Origin of the sequence: Sphingomonas swuensis (assembly GCF_039538045.1) — a bacterium.
Lineage (GTDB): Bacteria > Pseudomonadota > Alphaproteobacteria > Sphingomonadales > Sphingomonadaceae > Sphingomicrobium > Sphingomicrobium swuense.
On record NZ_BAABBQ010000001.1, the window covers coordinates 1,742,173 to 1,757,749 of the forward strand.

Consider the following 15,577-nt stretch of genomic DNA (forward strand, 5'->3'; position numbering starts at 1 on the left):
CTTGCTTGCTCCTAGAACCGAAGGCCTGCGGTCAGGCTTAGGCTATGGATCATGAACCGGTCATCGCTGCGCCGGAAGTCGGTCCCGCCGGCATTGCTGAGAATGAACGGGTTGGTCGCCGGGGCCGGCCCGCTGGCACGGACGCGATAGTCATTGTCGCTGTAGCGCGTACCCAGATAAAGCAGGCCGACGGCGATGTTGCCGAAGCGCTGCTCGACACCGGCGCCGTAGCGGAAGCCCGTCGACCGGTCGTCGTCACCGCGCTCGGTGAAGGTGTTCACCGCGTTGCTGGTAGCGAAGTCGTGCCGGATCTTGGCGCTTGCGACACCCGCGGTGACGTAGGGCAGTGTGTCGCCGAGCGCGAGGCCGACGCGGGCACGGATCGCGGCGCTGTTCTTGATCCGGCGGGTCATCGTGTAGAAGGCCGGGGTGGTGCTGTAGGCGGTGACGCTGTCGCGGGCCGACGAACGGCCGATCTCGCCGACGACGCCGACGACCACATTGCCGAACTGCTGGTCGTAGCCGGCCATCAGCGCATAGTCGCCCTTCTCCTTGTCCTTGCGGCAGCCCTGCGCAGGGGTCGCGCCGAGTGCCGCGCCGTTGCAGAAGCCGGGCGAGAAGGCGTTGGCGCCGGCCGCGGTGTTCACCGTGTCGCCGAACGAGCCATCGAGGTTGTTGTCGAATTCGATCCGCTCATTGCCGTTGCGGGCATTGGAGATGCCGGCGCGCGCCCCGACGTGGAAGCCGCTCCAGTCGGCGGTCTGGGCCGCGGCTGGGGTGGCGGCAAAGGCAGCGGCGAGCAGGCCGCCAGTGATGATCTTGTGCATGGAAATTTCCTCTCTCGGAAAATTCTCTCTCGCGATGGAAGCTCAAAGGACCGACCCGCCCCGGAGAGAGCGACAGGACGAGCCGGCCCGGTGTCCCGGCTTAGCCGGGAAGAGAGACCTTGTTGGTGACGTGGATCACGCCGTTCGACTGCAGCACGTCGGCCTGGGTCACGGTCGCGACCCCGCCCTTGGCATCGACGATCACGATCCGATTGCCGTCCATACGCGCATGCAGCATGCCGCCCTGGACGGTGGTCAGCATCGCCATCCCGCCGCCGGCGCGGATCTGCGACATGAGGTCGGCGGCGGTCAGCCGGCCGGGCACCACATGGTAGGTCAGCACGCTGGTGAGCATCGCCTTGTTCTCGGGGCGAAGAAGCGTGTCGACGGTGCCCGCCGGAAGCGCTGCGAAAGCCGCGTTGGTCGGCGCGAAAACAGTGAACGGACCTGCGCCGTTCAGCGTGTCGACCAGCCCGGCGGCCTTGACCGCGGCGACCAGCGTGGTGTGGTCGGCCGAGTTCACCGCATTCTCGACAATGGTCTTGTTGGCGTACATCGGCGCGCCGCCGACCGTGACGACGTCGGCCGAGGTGGCCGCCTGTCCGTCCATGGTCATGCAGGCTCCGAGCGAGGCTGCGGCCCCCGCAAGAAGAAGCATCTTGAAGCTGTTCATGGTCACTCCCTGTCTGCCGCCATTCTGGCGATCAGGGTAAGTTACGGAGCGATGAACCGAGCGGATGCAGTGGGGACGAAAATCATCCCTGCTGGAGCACTCCGGTGCCGAGCACGGTGCCGGTCGGCTGCCCGGTCGGCGAGCCGCCCTCCGGCTCGTCGGAGATTGCGATCGTGGCGCCGCGTGCGAACTGGCGTGCCGTCACCGCAGCGATCCGGCGCGGCCCGCTGTCGCCTTCGGCCACGAGGCCGAGCGAGATCGGCGTCCCACCCTCTGGAATCAGCCACAACTGGCGCGACCGACCGCTGGGTACCTCGAGCGCGGCCGGGACGACCAGCAGGTCGCCGCGGTCGGGGACGTAGGTCACCGCCAGGCTGCCGGACTGTTCGGTCGCGACCGACGCCACCAGCACCGGGGCGGAAACCCGCTCGACCGGCGCGGGCACCGGTACCGCCGGCGGCTCGGAGCGGACGACGAGGAACAGCGCGAGGCTGGCTGCCACGGCCGCCGCCGTCGACAAGCCGGTGAGACCCTGCCAGCGGCGCAGCTTGCGCCGGAGATTGAGTGAGACGGGCTCGTTCGCGCCGCCTGCGATCGCCGCTTCGATCCGCGCCCACATATCCGCGGGCAGCGCTTGCTCCGGAAGCTCGCCGGCCAGCGGTGCGAAACGCTCTTCCCACTCGGCGACTGCCGCCGCGAAGTCGGGATCCTCGGCCAGCAACCGGCGTGCGGCGAGCAGTTCCTCGCCGTTCAGCAGCCTCAGCGCATATTCGCCGGCAAGGAGATCGCGCTCGCTCATCCGTCGAGGCAGGCCTTGAGTTGCTGGAGACCACGGCGGATCCAGCTCTTCATCGTTCCCAGCGGTACCGAGGTCCGCTCCGCCAGTTCGGGATAGCTCAGGCCCTCGAAGAAGGCCGAGCGGATGGCGCCGCGCTGGCGATCCTCAAGCCCGTCCATGCATAGGTAGAGCCGGCGCGCCTCGTCACCCGCGAGGGCAAGCGCATGAGGGTCCGGACGGTCGTCGGCAACATGGGCCGCAGCCTCGATGGACGCACTTTCGCGGACCCGCCGCGACGAGCGCAGCCGGTCGATTGCCCGATTGCGCGCGATCGCCGACAGCCAGCTGATCGGACTTGCCCTGGTCGCGTCGAAGCTGCCGGCGCGATGCCAGACGCTGACGAACACCTCCTGCACTGCATCCTCCGCTTCCGCCTCGTCTCCCAAGATACGGAGGCAGATGGCGAACAGCTTCGCGCCCGTTCGATCCATCAGCAGATGGAGCGCGTCCCGGTCGCCGCTCGCCACATTGGCGAGCGCCTGGCGGAGCGCCTCGATCCCGGCTGGATCCTGGGCGGAAGCTCGGCTCAGAAAGCCTCTTCGGCCAGTGCCATGAGGCTGTCCGCCCCGGCCTCGATCTGCCCGCGATAGGCGCTCGCCTTGGGCAGTTCGCGCTGGGCGTAGAAGCGCGCGGTCGCAAGCTTGGTCTGGTGGAAGGCGGCATCCTCGCCCGCCTCATTCTCGAGCCGCGCCGAAACGTCGGCCATCTTGAGCCACATCCAGCCGAGCGTCACCAGGCCCATCAGGTGCATGTAGGGCACCGCTCCGGCGCCGGCGTGATTGGGATCCTGCATCCCGTTCTGCGCCAGCCACATGGTCGAGGCCTGGAGGTGGCCGAGTGCCTTCTCGAGCGGATCGGCGACCCCCGCCGGGTCGCCGTTCTTGCGCGCCTCGGCGATGTCGGCAGCGACGGTCTCGAACAGCAGCCGGACGCCGCGACCGCCGTTCTGCGCGAGCTTGCGGCCGACAAGGTCCATCGCCTGGATGCCGTTGGTGCCCTCGTAGATCTGGGCGATACGGGCATCGCGGACGAACTGCTCCATGCCCCATTCGCGGATGTAGCCGTGTCCACCGAACACCTGCTGCATGTTGACCGCGGCTTCGAAGCCCTTGTCGGTGAGGTAGCCCTTGATGACGGGGGTCAGCAGGCTGATGATGTCGTCGGCGCGCTGGCGCTCTTCCTCGGTCGCGCCCTTGCGGGACAGGTCGACCTGGAGCGAACCCCACAGGATCAGCGCGCGCGCCGCCTCGTTGAAGGCCTTGGCCTCGAGCAGCATTCGACGAACGTCGGGGTGGACGAAGAGGTTGTCGGCCTTGACGCCTTCCTCGCGCATCGCGGGATTGATCGCGCGGCCCTGGCGGCGGTCCTTCGCATAGGCGACCGCATTCTGGTAGGCGATCTCGCCCTGCGCGAGGCCCTGCAGCCCGACCCCGAGGCGCGCGGCGTTCATCATGATGAACATGGCGGCGAGGCCCTTCTCCGGCTCGCCGACCAGCCATCCGGTCGCACCGTCATAGTTCATCACGCAGGTCGAGTTGCCGTGAATGCCCATCTTGTGCTCAATCGATCCGCAGGCGAGGCTGTTCCGCTCACCCGGCGTGCCGTCCTCGTTGACGAGGAACTTGGGCACCACGAACAGGCTGATTCCCTTCACATTGTCGGGCGCGCCGGCGATCTTGGCGAGCACCAGGTGGATGATGTTCTCGCTCATGTCGTGCTCGCCCGACGAGATGAAGATCTTGGTGCCCGAGATCTTGTAGCTTCCGTCGCCTTGCGGCTCGGCCTTGGTCTTGAGTAGCCCGAGGTCGGTCCCGCAATGCGGCTCGGTCAGGTTCATGGTGCCGGTCCACTCGCCCGAGACCATCTTGGGCACGTACATCTGCTGCTGCTCGGGGCTGCCCTTGACCAGCAGCGAGGCGATCGCGCCCGCGGTCAGGCCATGGTACATCTCGAAGCTCTGGTTCGCCGAGAGCACATATTCGCTCATCGCGGTCGCAAGCACGTGGGGAAGCCCCTGCCCGCCAAATTCGGTCGGCGCCGCGAGGCTGGTGAAACCGAGCTCGCAGAACTGCTTGTAGGCGTCCTTGAAACCGGTTGGGGTGCTGACCGAACCATCCTCGTGCCGAGTGCAGCCTTCCTCGTCGCCAACCCGGTTGAGCGGGAGCAGCACTTCCTGGGTGAAGCGCGCGCCCTCGGTCAGGATCGCTTCGACGAGGTCGGGCGTCGCATCGGCGAAGCCCGGCAGGTTGCCGAAGTTCTGCATCTGGACGATGTGGTCGAGGACGTAGCGCGTGTCGCGGACGGGAGCGGTGTAGACGGGCATCGAGGCGTCTCCGGAAAAAGCATGTCGCAGGTTGCTCTAGGTGGGCGAGCGGCAGCTAATCAACAAAATTGTCAGCAAAGCGGGTCTCCGGCGATGTCGGTGACCGGCATGGGATTGTCCATGCGGACGAAGGTCTTGCCCTCGAGGCTTGCGCCCGGCCCGCAATAATAGGCGCAGCTGTTATCGCCGGTAAGCAGGGTCAGCGTGTCGCCGTCGCGATTGTAAAGGATTGCGCAGGTGGTGTCGCCGTCGGGACGGATCGCCTGCGGGTTCGTGATGGACCCGCGCACGGAGCAATTGGAGTCGCCCGTCTTTGCGAAGGTAATGATCCCCGCGCGCTGCTCGCCAGGCTTCAGGCACAGCCGATCGCGCGGACCCGATGCATAGACCTCGGCAGCGGCCGCGTCCGGCACGGTCTCCGCGGCCGGAGCAGCCTCCTCCTGCCGGCAGGCCGCCATGGGTAAGAGCAGCAGAAGGGGAAGTAGGCGCATCGGTGCGACGGTAGCGACTCCTTCCCGTCTGGCAACGCCGAAGGCGTGAAGGTGCCTTCTTCCTCGCGGGTCGACGGAATAGCGGGGGCGACAAACCGACCCCCCGCCCCTATATGCCCGCCCAGCCAGAGGAGCCGCGCGGCATGCTGACCACCAACCCCTTCGACGACGACAAGCTCCGCGAGGAGTGCGGCATCTTCGGCGTGTGGAACGCCGACAATGCGGCGAGCTTCGTCGCCCTCGGCCTCCACGCGCTCCAGCATCGCGGCCAGGAAGCGGCCGGGATTACCTCGATGGATGGCACCGCCTTCCACTCGCACCGCGCCAACGGCCATGTCGCCGGCAACTTCGACAAGGACGAGGTGATCCGCGCGCTGCCCGGCCGGACCGCGATCGGCCACGTCCGCTATTCAACCACCGGTTCTAGCGCGATGCGCAACGTCCAGCCGTTGTTCGCCGAGCTTGCCGAGGGCGGCTTCGCGGTCGCGCACAACGGCAATCTGTCCAATGCGATGAAGCTCCGCCGAACGCTCAACCGCCGCGGCTCCATCTTCCAGTCGACCAGCGACACCGAGGTCATCATCCACCTCGTCGCCACCTCCACCTACAGCTCGATGATCGACAAATTGGTCGATGCGCTGAACCAGGTCGAAGGCGCCTATTCGCTCGTCGTCCTCACCGAGCAGGGGCTGATCGCCTGCCGCGACCCGCTCGGCATCCGTCCGCTGGTCATGGGCCGGATCGGCGACAAGATCGTGTTCGCCTCGGAGACCGTCGCGCTCGACGTCATCGGCGCCCGCTACGAACGCGATGTCGGCGCCGGCGAGATGGTGCTGGTCAATGCCGAGGGCATCCGCAGCTTCCGCCCCTTCGCCGCCGCCTCGCCCCGCCCCTGCATCTTCGAGCATGTCTATTTCTCGCGCCCCGACAGCGTGGTCGACGGCACATCGGTCTACGAGTCGCGCAAGAACATCGGCGCCGTGCTCGCCCGCGAGTCGGGGGTCGACGCCGACATCGTCGTGCCGGTGCCCGACAGCGGCGTTCCCGCAGCGATCGGCTACGCCCAGGAAAGCGGCATCCCGTTCGAGCTCGGGATCATCCGCTCTCACTACGTCGGGCGAACCTTCATCCAGCCGAGCCAGGATGTCCGGCATCTCGGCGTCAAGCTCAAGCACAACGCCAACAGCGCGCTGATCAAGGGCAAGCGCATCGTACTCATCGACGATTCGATCGTTCGCGGCACCACCAGCGTGAAGATTGTGCAGATGATGCGCGATGCCGGCGCGCGCGAGGTCCACATGCGGATCGCCAGCCCGCCGACCCGTCACAGCTGCTTCTACGGGGTCGACACGCCCGAGCGCGCCAAGCTCCTCGCCGCGCAGATGGATGTCGAGGCGATGGCCAAGTACATCAACGCCGACAGCCTCGCCTTCATTTCGATCGACGGGCTCTACCGCGCTCTCGGCGACCAGCGCGATGCCGCCACACCGCAGCGCTGCGACGCCTGCTTCACCGGCGACTATCCGACCCGCCTGACCGACCTGACCGAGAAGAAGGCCGAGGAGAGCGGGCTCAAGCTAGCCGCGGTGGGCTGAACGTCCAACCCTCGCTGCCCTTGAGCGCAGGACCAACGACGTTGGAAGCCGGCCTTAGGCCGCGATCGTGCCTTCCTTGCGTCCCTTCGCCAGCTTCTTGAGCAGCATGTCGCGCTTCAGCCGGGTCAGGTGGTCGATGAACAGAACGCCGTTGAGGTGGTCGATCTCGTGCTGGAGGCAGACCGCGAGCAGCCCGGTGATCTCCTCTTCCTGCCAACCGCCCTCGGCGTCCTGCCACTTGGCGCGCACCCGGTCGGGTCGCATCACCTCGGCATATTGCTCCGGGATCGACAGGCAGCCCTCCTTGTAGGGGACGAAGCTGTCGCTCTCCTCGAGGATCTCGGGATTGATGAAGACGCGCGGATCCTTGACCGGCTTGCCCTCCGCATCCTCCTCTTCCTGGAGGTCGATCACCAGCAGCCGCCTGGGCACGCCCACCTGCACCGCGGCTAGCCCGATGCCGGGCGCGTCGTACATCGTCTCGAACATGTCGGCGATGAGGGTCTTCAAATCGGTGTCGAACGCCTCGACCGGGGTCGAGGTCTCGCGCAGGATCGGATCGGGAATGCAGACGATGGGGAGGATGGCCATGATGGCGCCCACTTAGGCGGGTCCGCCCTCCCCTTCAATCATCCGCGGTACGTCACCTTCTTCACCGCCTCGACCACGTCTGCGGCCTTGATCAGCGCCATCTTCTCGAGGTTGGCGGCATAAGGCAGCGGGACGTCGGCGTCGGTCACCCGCATGACCGGCGCATCGAGGTCGTCGAAACCCTCTTCCATGCAGATGGCGATGATCTCGCTCGAGATCGAACAGGTCGGCCAGCCTTCCTCGACCACCACCATCCGGTTGGTCTTCTTGAGGCTCTCGAGCACCGCCTGCCTGTCCAGCGGGCGGAGCGTGCGAAGGTCGATGACCTCGGCGTCGATCCCCTCGCCGGCCAGCGTCTGCGCGGCCTCGAGCGCGACCCCGACCCCGATCGAGTAGCTGACGATGGTCACGTCCTTGCCCTCGCGCACGGTGCGCGCCTTGCCGATCGGAAGAACCCAGTCGTCGACCGCCGGAAGCTCGAACGAATGGCCGTAAAGCAGCTCGTTCTCGAGAAAGACCACCGGGTCTTCGCTCCGGATCGCCGCCTTGAGCAGCCCCTTGGCGTCGGCCGCGTCATAGGGCGCGATCACGATCAGCCCGGGGACGCTCGCATACCAGGGCGCGTAGTTCTGGCTGTGCTGCGCGCCGACCCGGCTGGCGGCGCCGTTCGGACCGCGGAACACGATCGGGCAGCGCATCTGGCCGCCCGACATGTAGTTGGTCTTGGCCGCCGAATTGATGATGTGGTCGATCGCCTGCATCGCGAAGTTGAAGGTCATGAACTCGACGATCGGCTTCAGACCGCCCATCGCAGCGCCGGTGCCGAGCCCGGCAAAGCCATATTCGGTGATCGGCGTGTCGATCACGCGCTTGGGCCCGAACTCGTCGAGCAGGCCCTGGGTCACCTTGTAGGCACCCTGATACTGCGCGACCTCCTCGCCCATCACGAAGACGCGCTCGTCCTTGCGCATCTCCTCGGCCATCGCGTCACGCAGCGCCTCGCGAAGCGTCAGCTTCTGCATCGCCGTGCCCGCGGGCACCTCGGGATCGGCGGCAGCACCCGTGGTCAGCTGCGACGTACCGGTCTCGGCCTTCTGCTTCGGCGCATCGGTCTCGGTCTTCTGGTCCGAGGGCGTCGTCGCCCCGGCGTTCGCGGGCGCAACAGCCGGCGGCGGCGAAGCCTCCGCGGCAGGCGCCGGAGCTGGTTCGGCCGCCTCGTCACCTTCGCCGCCCATCAGCGCGATCGCAGTCCCGACCTTCACCCCGTCGGTGCCCTCGGGAACGAGGATCTTCGAGATGACGCCTTCGTCAACCGCCTCGAATTCCATCGTCGCCTTGTCGGTTTCGATCTCGGCAAGGATGTCGCCGCTCGACACGGTGTCGCCTTCCTTGACCAGCCACTTGGCCAGCGTGCCCTCTTCCATGGTGGGCGACAGCGCCGGCATCTTCAGTTCGACGCCCATCTTCAATCAGCCTTCTTGTTCGATGAGGAATCGGCAGCGAGCCAGCCAGGAATTGCGGCAAGCGGCGTCAGGATGGAGAGGCCATGTTCCGGACTGTCGACGCAAACCGCCCCCGGCGCAGTGCGTGCGGGTGTCACCGGACAGCGGGACAGATCGACCCTTCGGCCGGCGCTTGCCGGCGGCCACGCCTTGCGCTTCGCGACCTGCTCCTCGTTAACCATCGCGATCATCCGGCGAAGATCGGGCTGGTCGTTCAGCCTACCATCACCGCGGGTCCGTGCCTGGGCCATCGTGATCAATACTGCCGGCGCAATGTCGGCGTTATAATAGCCTTTCGCCGCCATGCTTGCGGCCACCGGCGAGCGAGCATCCTGCAGACGGAAGGTCAGTCCAACCGCACGGTAGACCGAAGGATCGTAGTCGCGGTCGGTGCGAAGCGCCGCGACGCCCTCGTCTCCAAGCTTCTCCACCATGCAGGCCGTTGCGGCCTCGAAGCTGGTCTCGGACTCGCAGGGACGGAGCGCGACCGACAGATCCGCAGGCTGGCTCGCCGCCAGCACCGACGCCAGGGACAAGGCGAGCATCAATAGCGCTCCACCAGCACGTCGGTGTAGAGCTCGCCCGCCTCGGGCTCGGGCGCCTCTTCCGCGAACTTGGCAGCCTCGACCACGATGTCCTTGATCTCCTTGTCGATCGCCTTCAGCTCTTCCTCGGCAACGCCCATCGCGACCAGCTCCTTCTCGGCGCGCTGGATCGGGTCCTGGTTCTCGCGGTAGCTCTGCACCTCCTCGCGGGTGCGGTACTTGGCCGGGTCGCTCATCGAGTGGCCGCGGTAGCGATAGGTCTTGAGCTCGAGGATGATCGGCCCCTTGCCCGAGCGGGTCCACTCGAGCGCCACTTGCGCAGCGCCGCGTACCGCGAGCACGTCCATCCCGTCGACCTGGATGCCGGGGATCTGGAAGCTCTCGCCGCGCTTGTAGAAGTCGGGCTCGGACGCCGACCGCTCGACGCTGGTGCCCATCGCATAATGGTTGTTCTCGATCGCGTAGATGACCGGCAGGTCCCACAGCTTCGCCATGTTGAAGCTCTCGTAGACCTGGCCCTGGTTGGCCGCGCCGTCGCCGAAGTAAGCGAGGTTGACCCCGCCGTCCTCGCTATACTTGTGCTTGAGCGCCAGGCCGGTGCCGAGCGACACCTGCGCGCCGACGATCCCGTGCCCGCCGTAAAAGCCATGCTCGACCGAGAACATGTGCATCGAGCCGCCCTTGCCCTTGGAGATGCCCGCGGCGCGTCCGGTCAGCTCGGCCATGATGACCTTGGGGTCGATCCCGTAGGCGAGCATGTGGCCATGGTCGCGATAGCCGGTGATGACGCTGTCCTTGCCGACCGTCATCGCGCTCTGCAGCCCGACCGCGACCGCTTCCTGGCCGATGTAGAGGTGGCAGAAGCCGCCGATGAAGCCGAGGCCGTAAAGCTGGCCCGCGCGCTCCTCGAAGCGGCGGATCAGCAACATCTGCTTGTAGAAGTCGAGCAACTCTTCCTTGCTCGCCTGGTAGCGCTGCGGCTGGGCCGGACGCTCCCGGTTGGGGGTCAAGGGAACGGCCGGAGCCGCCGTCTTGGGCGAACGCGCCACAGGCAAACCTCTTTGAAATGGTTGGCGGCTCTATAGGAGCGAGGCCGGGCGATGGGCAACCGTCCCGCGCATCGCCATGTGCCTAGTCCTCGAGCGGAACGATCACTTCGTCGGGTCGGACAAGTCCGAGATCGCGGCGGACCAGCTCGTCGGCCATGTCCGGGTCGGCCTTGCGCGGATCGAGCAGCGCCGAGCGGTGCTTCAGCGCCTCGCGCTCGGCCTCGAGCCGGGCGAGGTCGGTGCGCTTGGAGGTGAGGTCGCGATGGTAGCCGCCCCATGCGAGCAGCCCGTTGGGGCCGGCCACCGCATGGCCCGCAAAGGTCCCGATGATGAGCAGCGACACCGCAGGCCATACCGCCCTGCGGATCAAGCTTCGTGCCTGACTGACTGCTCCCCTTCCCATATGGGGACAGAATCAGTTTTGACTCGCGGGCGCAAGGGGTTCGTCGCGCCCGCGCAACAAAAAAGCGACAAACCCGCGGGTGTCAGCCGCGATAGGCCTTGATCGCGGCCCTTCCGGGGTAGCGCGACACCATTCCGAGCTCCTCCTCGATGCGGAGCAGCTGGTTGTACTTCGCCGTCCGGTCCGAGCGCGCGAGGCTGCCGGTCTTGATCTGTCCGCAGCCGAGCGCAACCGCGAGGTCGGCGATGGTCGAGTCCTCGGTTTCGCCCGATCGGTGGCTCATCACCGCCGTATAGCCGTTCGACTGCGCCAGCCGGACCGCCGCGATCGTCTCGGTGAGCGTCCCGATCTGGTTGACCTTGACCAGGATCGAGTTGGCGATGCCGTCCTCGATCCCCTGCGCCAGCCGGGTCTCGTTGGTGACGAACAGGTCGTCGCCGACTAGCTGGCAACGATCGCCGAGCGCTTCGGTCAGCGCGGCCCAGCCGCCCATGTCGTCCTCGCTCATCCCGTCCTCGATCGAAGCGATCGGATAATCGCGGGCGAGGTCGGCGAGGAAGCGGGCATTCTCCTCGGGCGTCAGGCTGAGCTTCTCGCCCGTCATCTCGTAGCGGCCGTTCTTGAAATATTCGGTGGCGGCGCAGTCGAGCGCCAGCAGCACGTCCTCGCCGAGGCTGTAGCCCGCGGCGTTCACCGCCTCCCCGATGAAGTCGAGCGCCGCCCGGGCCGAGGCGATGTCGGGCGCGAACCCGCCCTCGTCGCCGACCGCGGTGGCGAGGCCCGCCGAGAGGAGCTTGCCCTTCAGCGCATGGAAGATCTCGGTCCCGCAGCGCAGCGCTTCCTCGAAGCTGTCGGCGCCGACCGGCATGATCATGAATTCCTGGAAGTCGATCGGATTGTCGGCATGGGCGCCGCCGTTGAGGATGTTCATCATCGGCACCGGCAGCAGGTCGGCCGAAACTCCCCCGACGTAGCGATAAAGCGGCAGCCCGCGCGCGTCCGCCGCCGCCTTGGCCACCGCCAGGCTCACGCCGAGGATGGCATTGGCGCCGAGCCGACCCTTGTTCTCGGTCCCGTCGAGGTGGATCAGTTCGCCGTCGATCTCGCTCTGGTCCTCGGCCTCGAAGCCGACCAGCGCCTCGGCGATCTCGCCATTGACCGCCTCGATCGCCTTGCTGACGCCCTTGCCGCCCCAGCGGCTCTTGTCACCGTCGCGAAGCTCGACCGCTTCGTGCGCTCCGGTCGAGGCGCCCGAGGGCACCGCCGCGCGGCCCATGCTGCCGTCTTCCAGCGTTACATCCACCTCGACCGTCGGGTTGCCGCGGCTGTCGAGGATCTGGCGGGCGTGGATGTCGATGATGGCGGTCATGATGAAGTGGCACTCCGGCGCGGCTTTTGTTACGCTGGACGCCTGTATCGGCGGGCCGCGGCAGGCACAACCTGAAGCGCGGCGATAGGCCGGAACGGCGTGCAGTGCTCTGTCGTTGTCGGCACTGAATCCAACTCCAGCGTAGAAGAGGAGAGCCGACACATGGCCGACAACAAGAGTGGTTTGCCTGAGGGCACCGACACGGTGATCGAAGGCGGCGGCATGGGCCGGACCAGCACCACCAGCCAGGGCCACAGCCCTTCCACGACGACCAGTTCCACTGGCGGACGCACCACCACCCCTTCGGGCGACAGCCAGACCGACGCGCTCATCACCGGCTCGACCGGCTCCTCGGGCAGCAGCGGCTCGGCCGGCTCTTCGGGCAGCAGCGGTTCGGCCGGATCGTCGGGCAGCAGCGGTTCGTCGGGTAGCGACGGGTCGAGCGGCGGCATCCGCGGCATGGTCGGGAACGTCACCACCAAGGCCCGCGACGAGGCTGCCAATCGCGCTCGCGGATTCGTCGGCGAAGGCCTCAAGAGCGGCTCGACCACGCTCGGCAGCATTGCCGGGATCATCGAGGAGACCGTCGACCAGATCGGCGAGAAGCTCGGCCCGCAATATGGCGACTATGCCCGCTCGGCGAGCCAGTCGATCCAGCGCTACGCCACCACGCTCGAGAACAAGAATCCCGACGAACTGGTGGACGACGCCCGCGCGATCATCCGCAAGAGCCCAGCGGTGGCGATCACGGGCGCCGCAATCCTCGGCTTCGGCCTCGTTCGCCTCTTGAAGGCCGGTATCCCGCAGGAGGGCAGCAATGGAACCCGTGACCGTCAGAGCGACCGGACCGGTTCCACCCGGTGAGCCAATGCTGAAGCGGACCGAGACGACGACCGGCGAAGCGGAGGGGATCGGTGATCTCGTCCAACGCCTGGTCGAGGACGGCAAGGCCTATGCCCGGGCCGAGGTGGCTTATTACAAGACCCTCGGCACCGAGAAGGCCAGCGCGATCAAGACCCCGCTCCTGCTGGGTCTTGGCGCATTGCTGTTCGCCCATGCCGCCTTCCTGGTTCTGATCGCGACCATCTTCGTCGGGCTCGCGTCGCTGATGAGCGACACTCTGGCCGGCGTCGTGACCCTCGTGATCTGCCTCGCGGTGTCCGGGCTTCTCGGCTCGCTCGCCTACAGCAAGGCAAAATCGGGAATGGAGGATGCCCAGTGAGCGGCGCGGCGAAGGTCCGCATCGCTCGGGCCCGGGGCGAGGCCGACCAGGCCAAGGCCCGGCTGATGGGAACGGTCGAGGAAGCGAAGGCCAGGCTCGCCCCGGGCAAGCTCGCCTCCGACGCCGTCCAGTCCGCCAAGGACAAGAGCATCGTGGTCGCCGATGACGCCGTGACGGCGGTCAAGGAACGCCCCGGCCTCGCCGCCGGGGTGGCCACCGCCGCCGCCCTCTACATCGCCCGTCGTCCGCTGTTCGCGGCCGTGCGCGGCCTGTTCGGCGGCTCGGACGACCTTTCGAATGACAGCAACAAGGGCTCGCGCACGACCGCGGACCGAATGGAGAATCTCGATGGCTAAGAACGACACCTACGACAGCAATGCCGACGCCGGCTCCACCGGCGGCCGCTTCTCCGACCTTGGCAGCAGCGCCTCGGGTCAGATCGACAACAGCCCGCTGATCGCGCTCGGTGCCGGCCTTGCGCTCGGTGCGGTGCTCGGCGCGGTGCTTCCCGCCAGCGACAAGGAGCGCGAGCTTCTGGGACCGCTCGGAACGAAGCTCAACGATGCCGGCACCGGGGCGCTCGATCGCGGTCGCGGCATGGCCAAGCAGAAGTTCGACGAGATGGCCGGCGACAAGGTGCGCGAGTTCCTCGGCTCGACCAGCTCGAACGCCTGAATCCGTCTCCCCTCCCGTTCGCGGGAGGGGCCAAGAGCGGGCCTGTCCTCGCACGGACCCGCTTCGCAACAGACCCTCCCGCGCATGCGGGAGGGTTTTTTGTGATGCCGCCTCATGCTACCGGCGCGCGCATGAGCAAGCTCCACCTCGTGTTCGGCGGACGGGTCAACGACCCGCAGGGCCTCGAATTCACCGATCTACCGAATGTCCACATCGTCGGCCTGTTCGACAATTACGCCGAGGCGGAGGATGCCTGGCGCGCCAATGCCCAGCGCACCGTCGACGATGCCGAGATGAAATATGTCGTCGTCCACCTTCACCGGCTGCTCGAGCCGGACGCCTAGACGTCAGGCCTTGCGGTAGCGCCACAACAGTAGCGGCCGCTGCATCAGCAGACCGGCCAGGAAGCCGCCGACGTGTGCCGGGGTTGCAAGCAGCAGTCCCTGCTGGCCGGCGACCCAGCCGACCATCACCTGCAGCACCGCCCAGCTGATCGCCAGCCAGACAATATTGATCCAGCGGTTGGTCCGCGGATTGTCGCTGATCCGCCGCGCCCGCCCGAAGCTCAGCGCATAGGCTCCGATCAGCCCGCTGATCGCACCGCTCGCGCCGATCACCGGAGCGACCCCCTGCGGGTCGGCAAGCCACTGCGCAAGCATCGCCGCGTAGGCGCTGACGGCATAGATGGTCAGCGTTCCCGCGCGGCCGAGAATCCGCTCCACCGCCAGCCCGCACCAGGCAAGCATCAGCATGTTGAAGCCGAGGTGGAGCAGCCCGCCGTGGATCAGCGTCGCACTGAGCGGGGTGAGCACCGCCGGCACTGCGCCCGGAATCGCCAACAGCCCGCTGACCCGCGCCGGGACGAAGGCCATCGCGCCGATTGCCGCGTCGCTGAAGCCGGCGAGGATGCTGACCACCGCGGTGACGATCAGCAGCCAGATGGTGGCGGTCGAGGGAAGCTTCACCGGGCTAGGTTCAAATGAACTCGATCCCCGCAATCTCGTAGTAGCGATCGCCGCTCGGCGTCGTCACTTCGACCTCGTCGCCGACCTGGCGCCCGATCAGGGCCCGGCCGAGCGGCGAATTGTAGCTGATCCGACCGACCTTGGCGTCGGCTTCCTGCTGGCCGACGAGCTGGTAGCGGACCTTCTTGTCGTCCTCGTCGACGAGATTGACCGTCGCCCCGAACACCACCTTGTCGCCCGACAGGGTCGTCGGATCGATCACCAGCGCGCGCGCCAGCCGGTCCTCGATGTCGCCGATCTGCGCCTCGACCTGACCCTGCCGCTCCTTGGCGGCATGATATTCGGCGTTTTCGGAGAGATCGCCGTGGGCGCGCGCTTCCTCGATCGCGTCGACGATCTGCGGGCGCTCGGCCTTGAGGCGCTTCAGTTCGTCCTCGAGGCTCCGATAGCCTTCGGCCAGCATCGGCACCTTTTCACTCGCCATCGTCCCCGGTCCTTCTCTCTTCTCA

At 67.0% G+C, this 15,577-nt stretch carries 20 protein-coding genes; 6 read left to right on the forward strand and 14 right to left on the reverse strand.

From position 1 onward, the window contains the following. Window positions 1-11: 11 nt before the first annotated feature. The 6 genes from ABD727_RS08755 to ABD727_RS08780 all read right to left on the reverse strand — a co-directional run bounded on the left by ABD727_RS08755 (window position 12) and on the right by ABD727_RS08780 (window position 5,152). Window positions 12-827 (reverse strand): outer membrane protein, encoded by an 816-nt coding sequence (locus ABD727_RS08755; RefSeq protein WP_344707019.1) that lies wholly within the window; start codon window positions 825-827, stop codon window positions 12-14. 100 nt (window positions 828-927) lie between these two features. After that, complete coding sequence (locus tag ABD727_RS08760) at window positions 928-1,443, reverse strand: fasciclin domain-containing protein (RefSeq protein ID WP_344708056.1); 516 nt, start codon at window positions 1,441-1,443, stop codon at window positions 928-930. 139 nt (window positions 1,444-1,582) lie between these two features. Further along, window positions 1,583-2,299 (reverse strand): anti-sigma factor, encoded by a 717-nt coding sequence (locus ABD727_RS08765; RefSeq protein WP_344707020.1) that lies wholly within the window; start codon window positions 2,297-2,299, stop codon window positions 1,583-1,585. Then, window positions 2,296-2,805, reverse strand: a complete 510-nt coding sequence (locus ABD727_RS08770) for a sigma-70 family RNA polymerase sigma factor (protein WP_344707021.1) — start codon at window positions 2,803-2,805, stop codon at window positions 2,296-2,298. Before ABD727_RS08770 ends, ABD727_RS08765 begins: the two co-directional genes overlap by 4 nt. Before the next feature lie 59 nt (window positions 2,806-2,864). Further along, window positions 2,865-4,661 (reverse strand): acyl-CoA dehydrogenase C-terminal domain-containing protein, encoded by a 1,797-nt coding sequence (locus tag ABD727_RS08775; RefSeq protein WP_344707022.1) that lies wholly within the window; start codon window positions 4,659-4,661, stop codon window positions 2,865-2,867. Between the two features lie 71 nt (window positions 4,662-4,732). After that, a complete protein-coding gene (locus tag ABD727_RS08780) occupies window positions 4,733-5,152 on the reverse strand; it encodes a hypothetical protein (RefSeq protein ID WP_344707023.1) in 420 nt (139 codons plus the stop codon). 143 nt (window positions 5,153-5,295) lie between these two features. Here ABD727_RS08780 and purF point away from each other — a divergent pair, with 143 nt between their 5' ends. Next, window positions 5,296-6,747 (forward strand): amidophosphoribosyltransferase, encoded by a 1,452-nt coding sequence (purF, locus tag ABD727_RS08785; protein ID WP_344707024.1) that lies wholly within the window; start codon window positions 5,296-5,298, stop codon window positions 6,745-6,747. A gap of 54 nt (window positions 6,748-6,801) precedes the next feature. Here the strand turns inward: purF and def are convergent, their stop codons facing one another. From def to eno, 6 genes are all read right to left on the reverse strand, one after another. Further along, window positions 6,802-7,338, reverse strand: coding sequence for a peptide deformylase (gene def, locus ABD727_RS08790; RefSeq protein WP_344707025.1), 537 nt, complete (start codon window positions 7,336-7,338; stop codon window positions 6,802-6,804). Between the two features lie 38 nt (window positions 7,339-7,376). Then, entirely contained in the window at window positions 7,377-8,801 is a 1,425-nt protein-coding gene (locus ABD727_RS08795) for a pyruvate dehydrogenase complex E1 component subunit beta (RefSeq protein WP_344707026.1), read from the reverse strand. A 2-nt stretch (window positions 8,802-8,803) separates the two neighbouring features. Then, entirely contained in the window at window positions 8,804-9,385 is a 582-nt protein-coding gene (locus tag ABD727_RS08800) for a hypothetical protein (protein WP_344707028.1), read from the reverse strand. Continuing rightward, window positions 9,385-10,434: a pyruvate dehydrogenase (acetyl-transferring) E1 component subunit alpha gene (gene pdhA, locus ABD727_RS08805; protein ID WP_425566780.1), complete on the reverse strand. Its 1,050-nt coding sequence runs from the start codon at window positions 10,432-10,434 to the stop codon at window positions 9,385-9,387. The genes ABD727_RS08800 and pdhA overlap by 1 nt, the downstream gene beginning before the upstream one ends. Before the next feature lie 82 nt (window positions 10,435-10,516). Beyond that, entirely contained in the window at window positions 10,517-10,777 is a 261-nt protein-coding gene (locus ABD727_RS08810; RefSeq protein ID WP_344707029.1) for an FtsB family cell division protein, read from the reverse strand. A gap of 142 nt (window positions 10,778-10,919) precedes the next feature. Continuing rightward, a complete protein-coding gene (gene eno / locus ABD727_RS08815) occupies window positions 10,920-12,206 on the reverse strand; it encodes a phosphopyruvate hydratase (RefSeq protein WP_344707030.1) in 1,287 nt (428 codons plus the stop codon). A 162-nt stretch (window positions 12,207-12,368) separates the two neighbouring features. Here eno and ABD727_RS08820 point away from each other — a divergent pair, with 162 nt between their 5' ends. The 5 genes from ABD727_RS08820 (at window position 12,369) to ABD727_RS08840 (ending at window position 14,447) form a co-directional block, all read left to right on the forward strand. After that, entirely contained in the window at window positions 12,369-13,070 is a 702-nt protein-coding gene (locus ABD727_RS08820) for a hypothetical protein (RefSeq protein WP_344707031.1), read from the forward strand. A 4-nt stretch (window positions 13,071-13,074) separates the two neighbouring features. Further along, a complete protein-coding gene (locus ABD727_RS08825) occupies window positions 13,075-13,428 on the forward strand; it encodes a phage holin family protein (RefSeq protein WP_344707032.1) in 354 nt (117 codons plus the stop codon). Continuing rightward, window positions 13,425-13,784 carry a hypothetical protein gene (locus ABD727_RS08830; protein ID WP_344707033.1) on the forward strand — a complete coding sequence of 120 codons (360 nt, stop codon included), beginning with the start codon at window positions 13,425-13,427 and terminating at the stop codon, window positions 13,782-13,784. The genes ABD727_RS08825 and ABD727_RS08830 overlap by 4 nt, the downstream gene beginning before the upstream one ends. Then, complete coding sequence (locus ABD727_RS08835; protein WP_344707034.1) at window positions 13,777-14,103, forward strand: hypothetical protein; 327 nt, start codon at window positions 13,777-13,779, stop codon at window positions 14,101-14,103. Before ABD727_RS08830 ends, ABD727_RS08835 begins: the two co-directional genes overlap by 8 nt. 131 nt (window positions 14,104-14,234) lie before the next feature. Next, the gene (locus ABD727_RS08840; protein ID WP_344707036.1) at window positions 14,235-14,447 is read left to right on the forward strand and encodes a DUF4170 domain-containing protein; all 213 of its coding nucleotides are present in this window, start codon (window positions 14,235-14,237) and stop codon (window positions 14,445-14,447) included. A 3-nt stretch (window positions 14,448-14,450) separates the two neighbouring features. On the opposite strand, the gene ABD727_RS08845 is transcribed toward ABD727_RS08840, so the two are convergent. Further along, complete coding sequence (locus ABD727_RS08845; RefSeq protein ID WP_344707037.1) at window positions 14,451-15,068, reverse strand: rhomboid family intramembrane serine protease; 618 nt, start codon at window positions 15,066-15,068, stop codon at window positions 14,451-14,453. Between the two features lie 10 nt (window positions 15,069-15,078). Beyond that, window positions 15,079-15,552: a transcription elongation factor GreA gene (gene greA / locus ABD727_RS08850; protein ID WP_344707038.1), complete on the reverse strand. Its 474-nt coding sequence runs from the start codon at window positions 15,550-15,552 to the stop codon at window positions 15,079-15,081. Window positions 15,553-15,577 lie beyond the last annotated feature (25 nt).

Bases quoted from the DNA above. Each gene is read 5' to 3' on its own strand.
- ABD727_RS08765 (WP_344707020.1), bottom strand. From the start codon at position 2,299: ATGAGCGAGCGCGATCTCCTTGCCGGCGAATATGCGCTGAGGCTGCTG.
- greA (WP_344707038.1), bottom strand. From the start codon at position 15,552: ATGGCGAGTGAAAAGGTGCCGATGCTGGCCGAAGGCTATCGGAGCCTC.
- def (WP_344707025.1), bottom strand. From the start codon at position 7,338: ATGGCCATCCTCCCCATCGTCTGCATTCCCGATCCGATCCTGCGCGAG.
- ABD727_RS08780 (WP_344707023.1), bottom strand. From the start codon at position 5,152: ATGCGCCTACTTCCCCTTCTGCTGCTCTTACCCATGGCGGCCTGCCGG.
- ABD727_RS08835 (WP_344707034.1), top strand. From the start codon at position 13,777: ATGGCTAAGAACGACACCTACGACAGCAATGCCGACGCCGGCTCCACC.
- ABD727_RS08755 (WP_344707019.1), bottom strand. From the start codon at position 827: ATGCACAAGATCATCACTGGCGGCCTGCTCGCCGCTGCCTTTGCCGCC.
- eno (WP_344707030.1), bottom strand. From the start codon at position 12,206: ATGACCGCCATCATCGACATCCACGCCCGCCAGATCCTCGACAGCCGC.
- ABD727_RS08800 (WP_344707028.1), bottom strand. From the start codon at position 9,385: ATGCTCGCCTTGTCCCTGGCGTCGGTGCTGGCGGCGAGCCAGCCTGCG.
- ABD727_RS08795 (WP_344707026.1), bottom strand. From the start codon at position 8,801: ATGGGCGTCGAACTGAAGATGCCGGCGCTGTCGCCCACCATGGAAGAG.
- ABD727_RS08760 (WP_344708056.1), bottom strand. From the start codon at position 1,443: ATGACCATGGACGGACAGGCGGCCACCTCGGCCGACGTCGTCACGGTC.
- ABD727_RS08820 (WP_344707031.1), top strand. From the start codon at position 12,369: ATGGCCGACAACAAGAGTGGTTTGCCTGAGGGCACCGACACGGTGATC.
- ABD727_RS08840 (WP_344707036.1), top strand. From the start codon at position 14,235: ATGAGCAAGCTCCACCTCGTGTTCGGCGGACGGGTCAACGACCCGCAG.
- ABD727_RS08825 (WP_344707032.1), top strand. From the start codon at position 13,075: ATGCTGAAGCGGACCGAGACGACGACCGGCGAAGCGGAGGGGATCGGT.
- ABD727_RS08775 (WP_344707022.1), bottom strand. From the start codon at position 4,661: ATGCCCGTCTACACCGCTCCCGTCCGCGACACGCGCTACGTCCTCGAC.
- purF (WP_344707024.1), top strand. From the start codon at position 5,296: ATGCTGACCACCAACCCCTTCGACGACGACAAGCTCCGCGAGGAGTGC.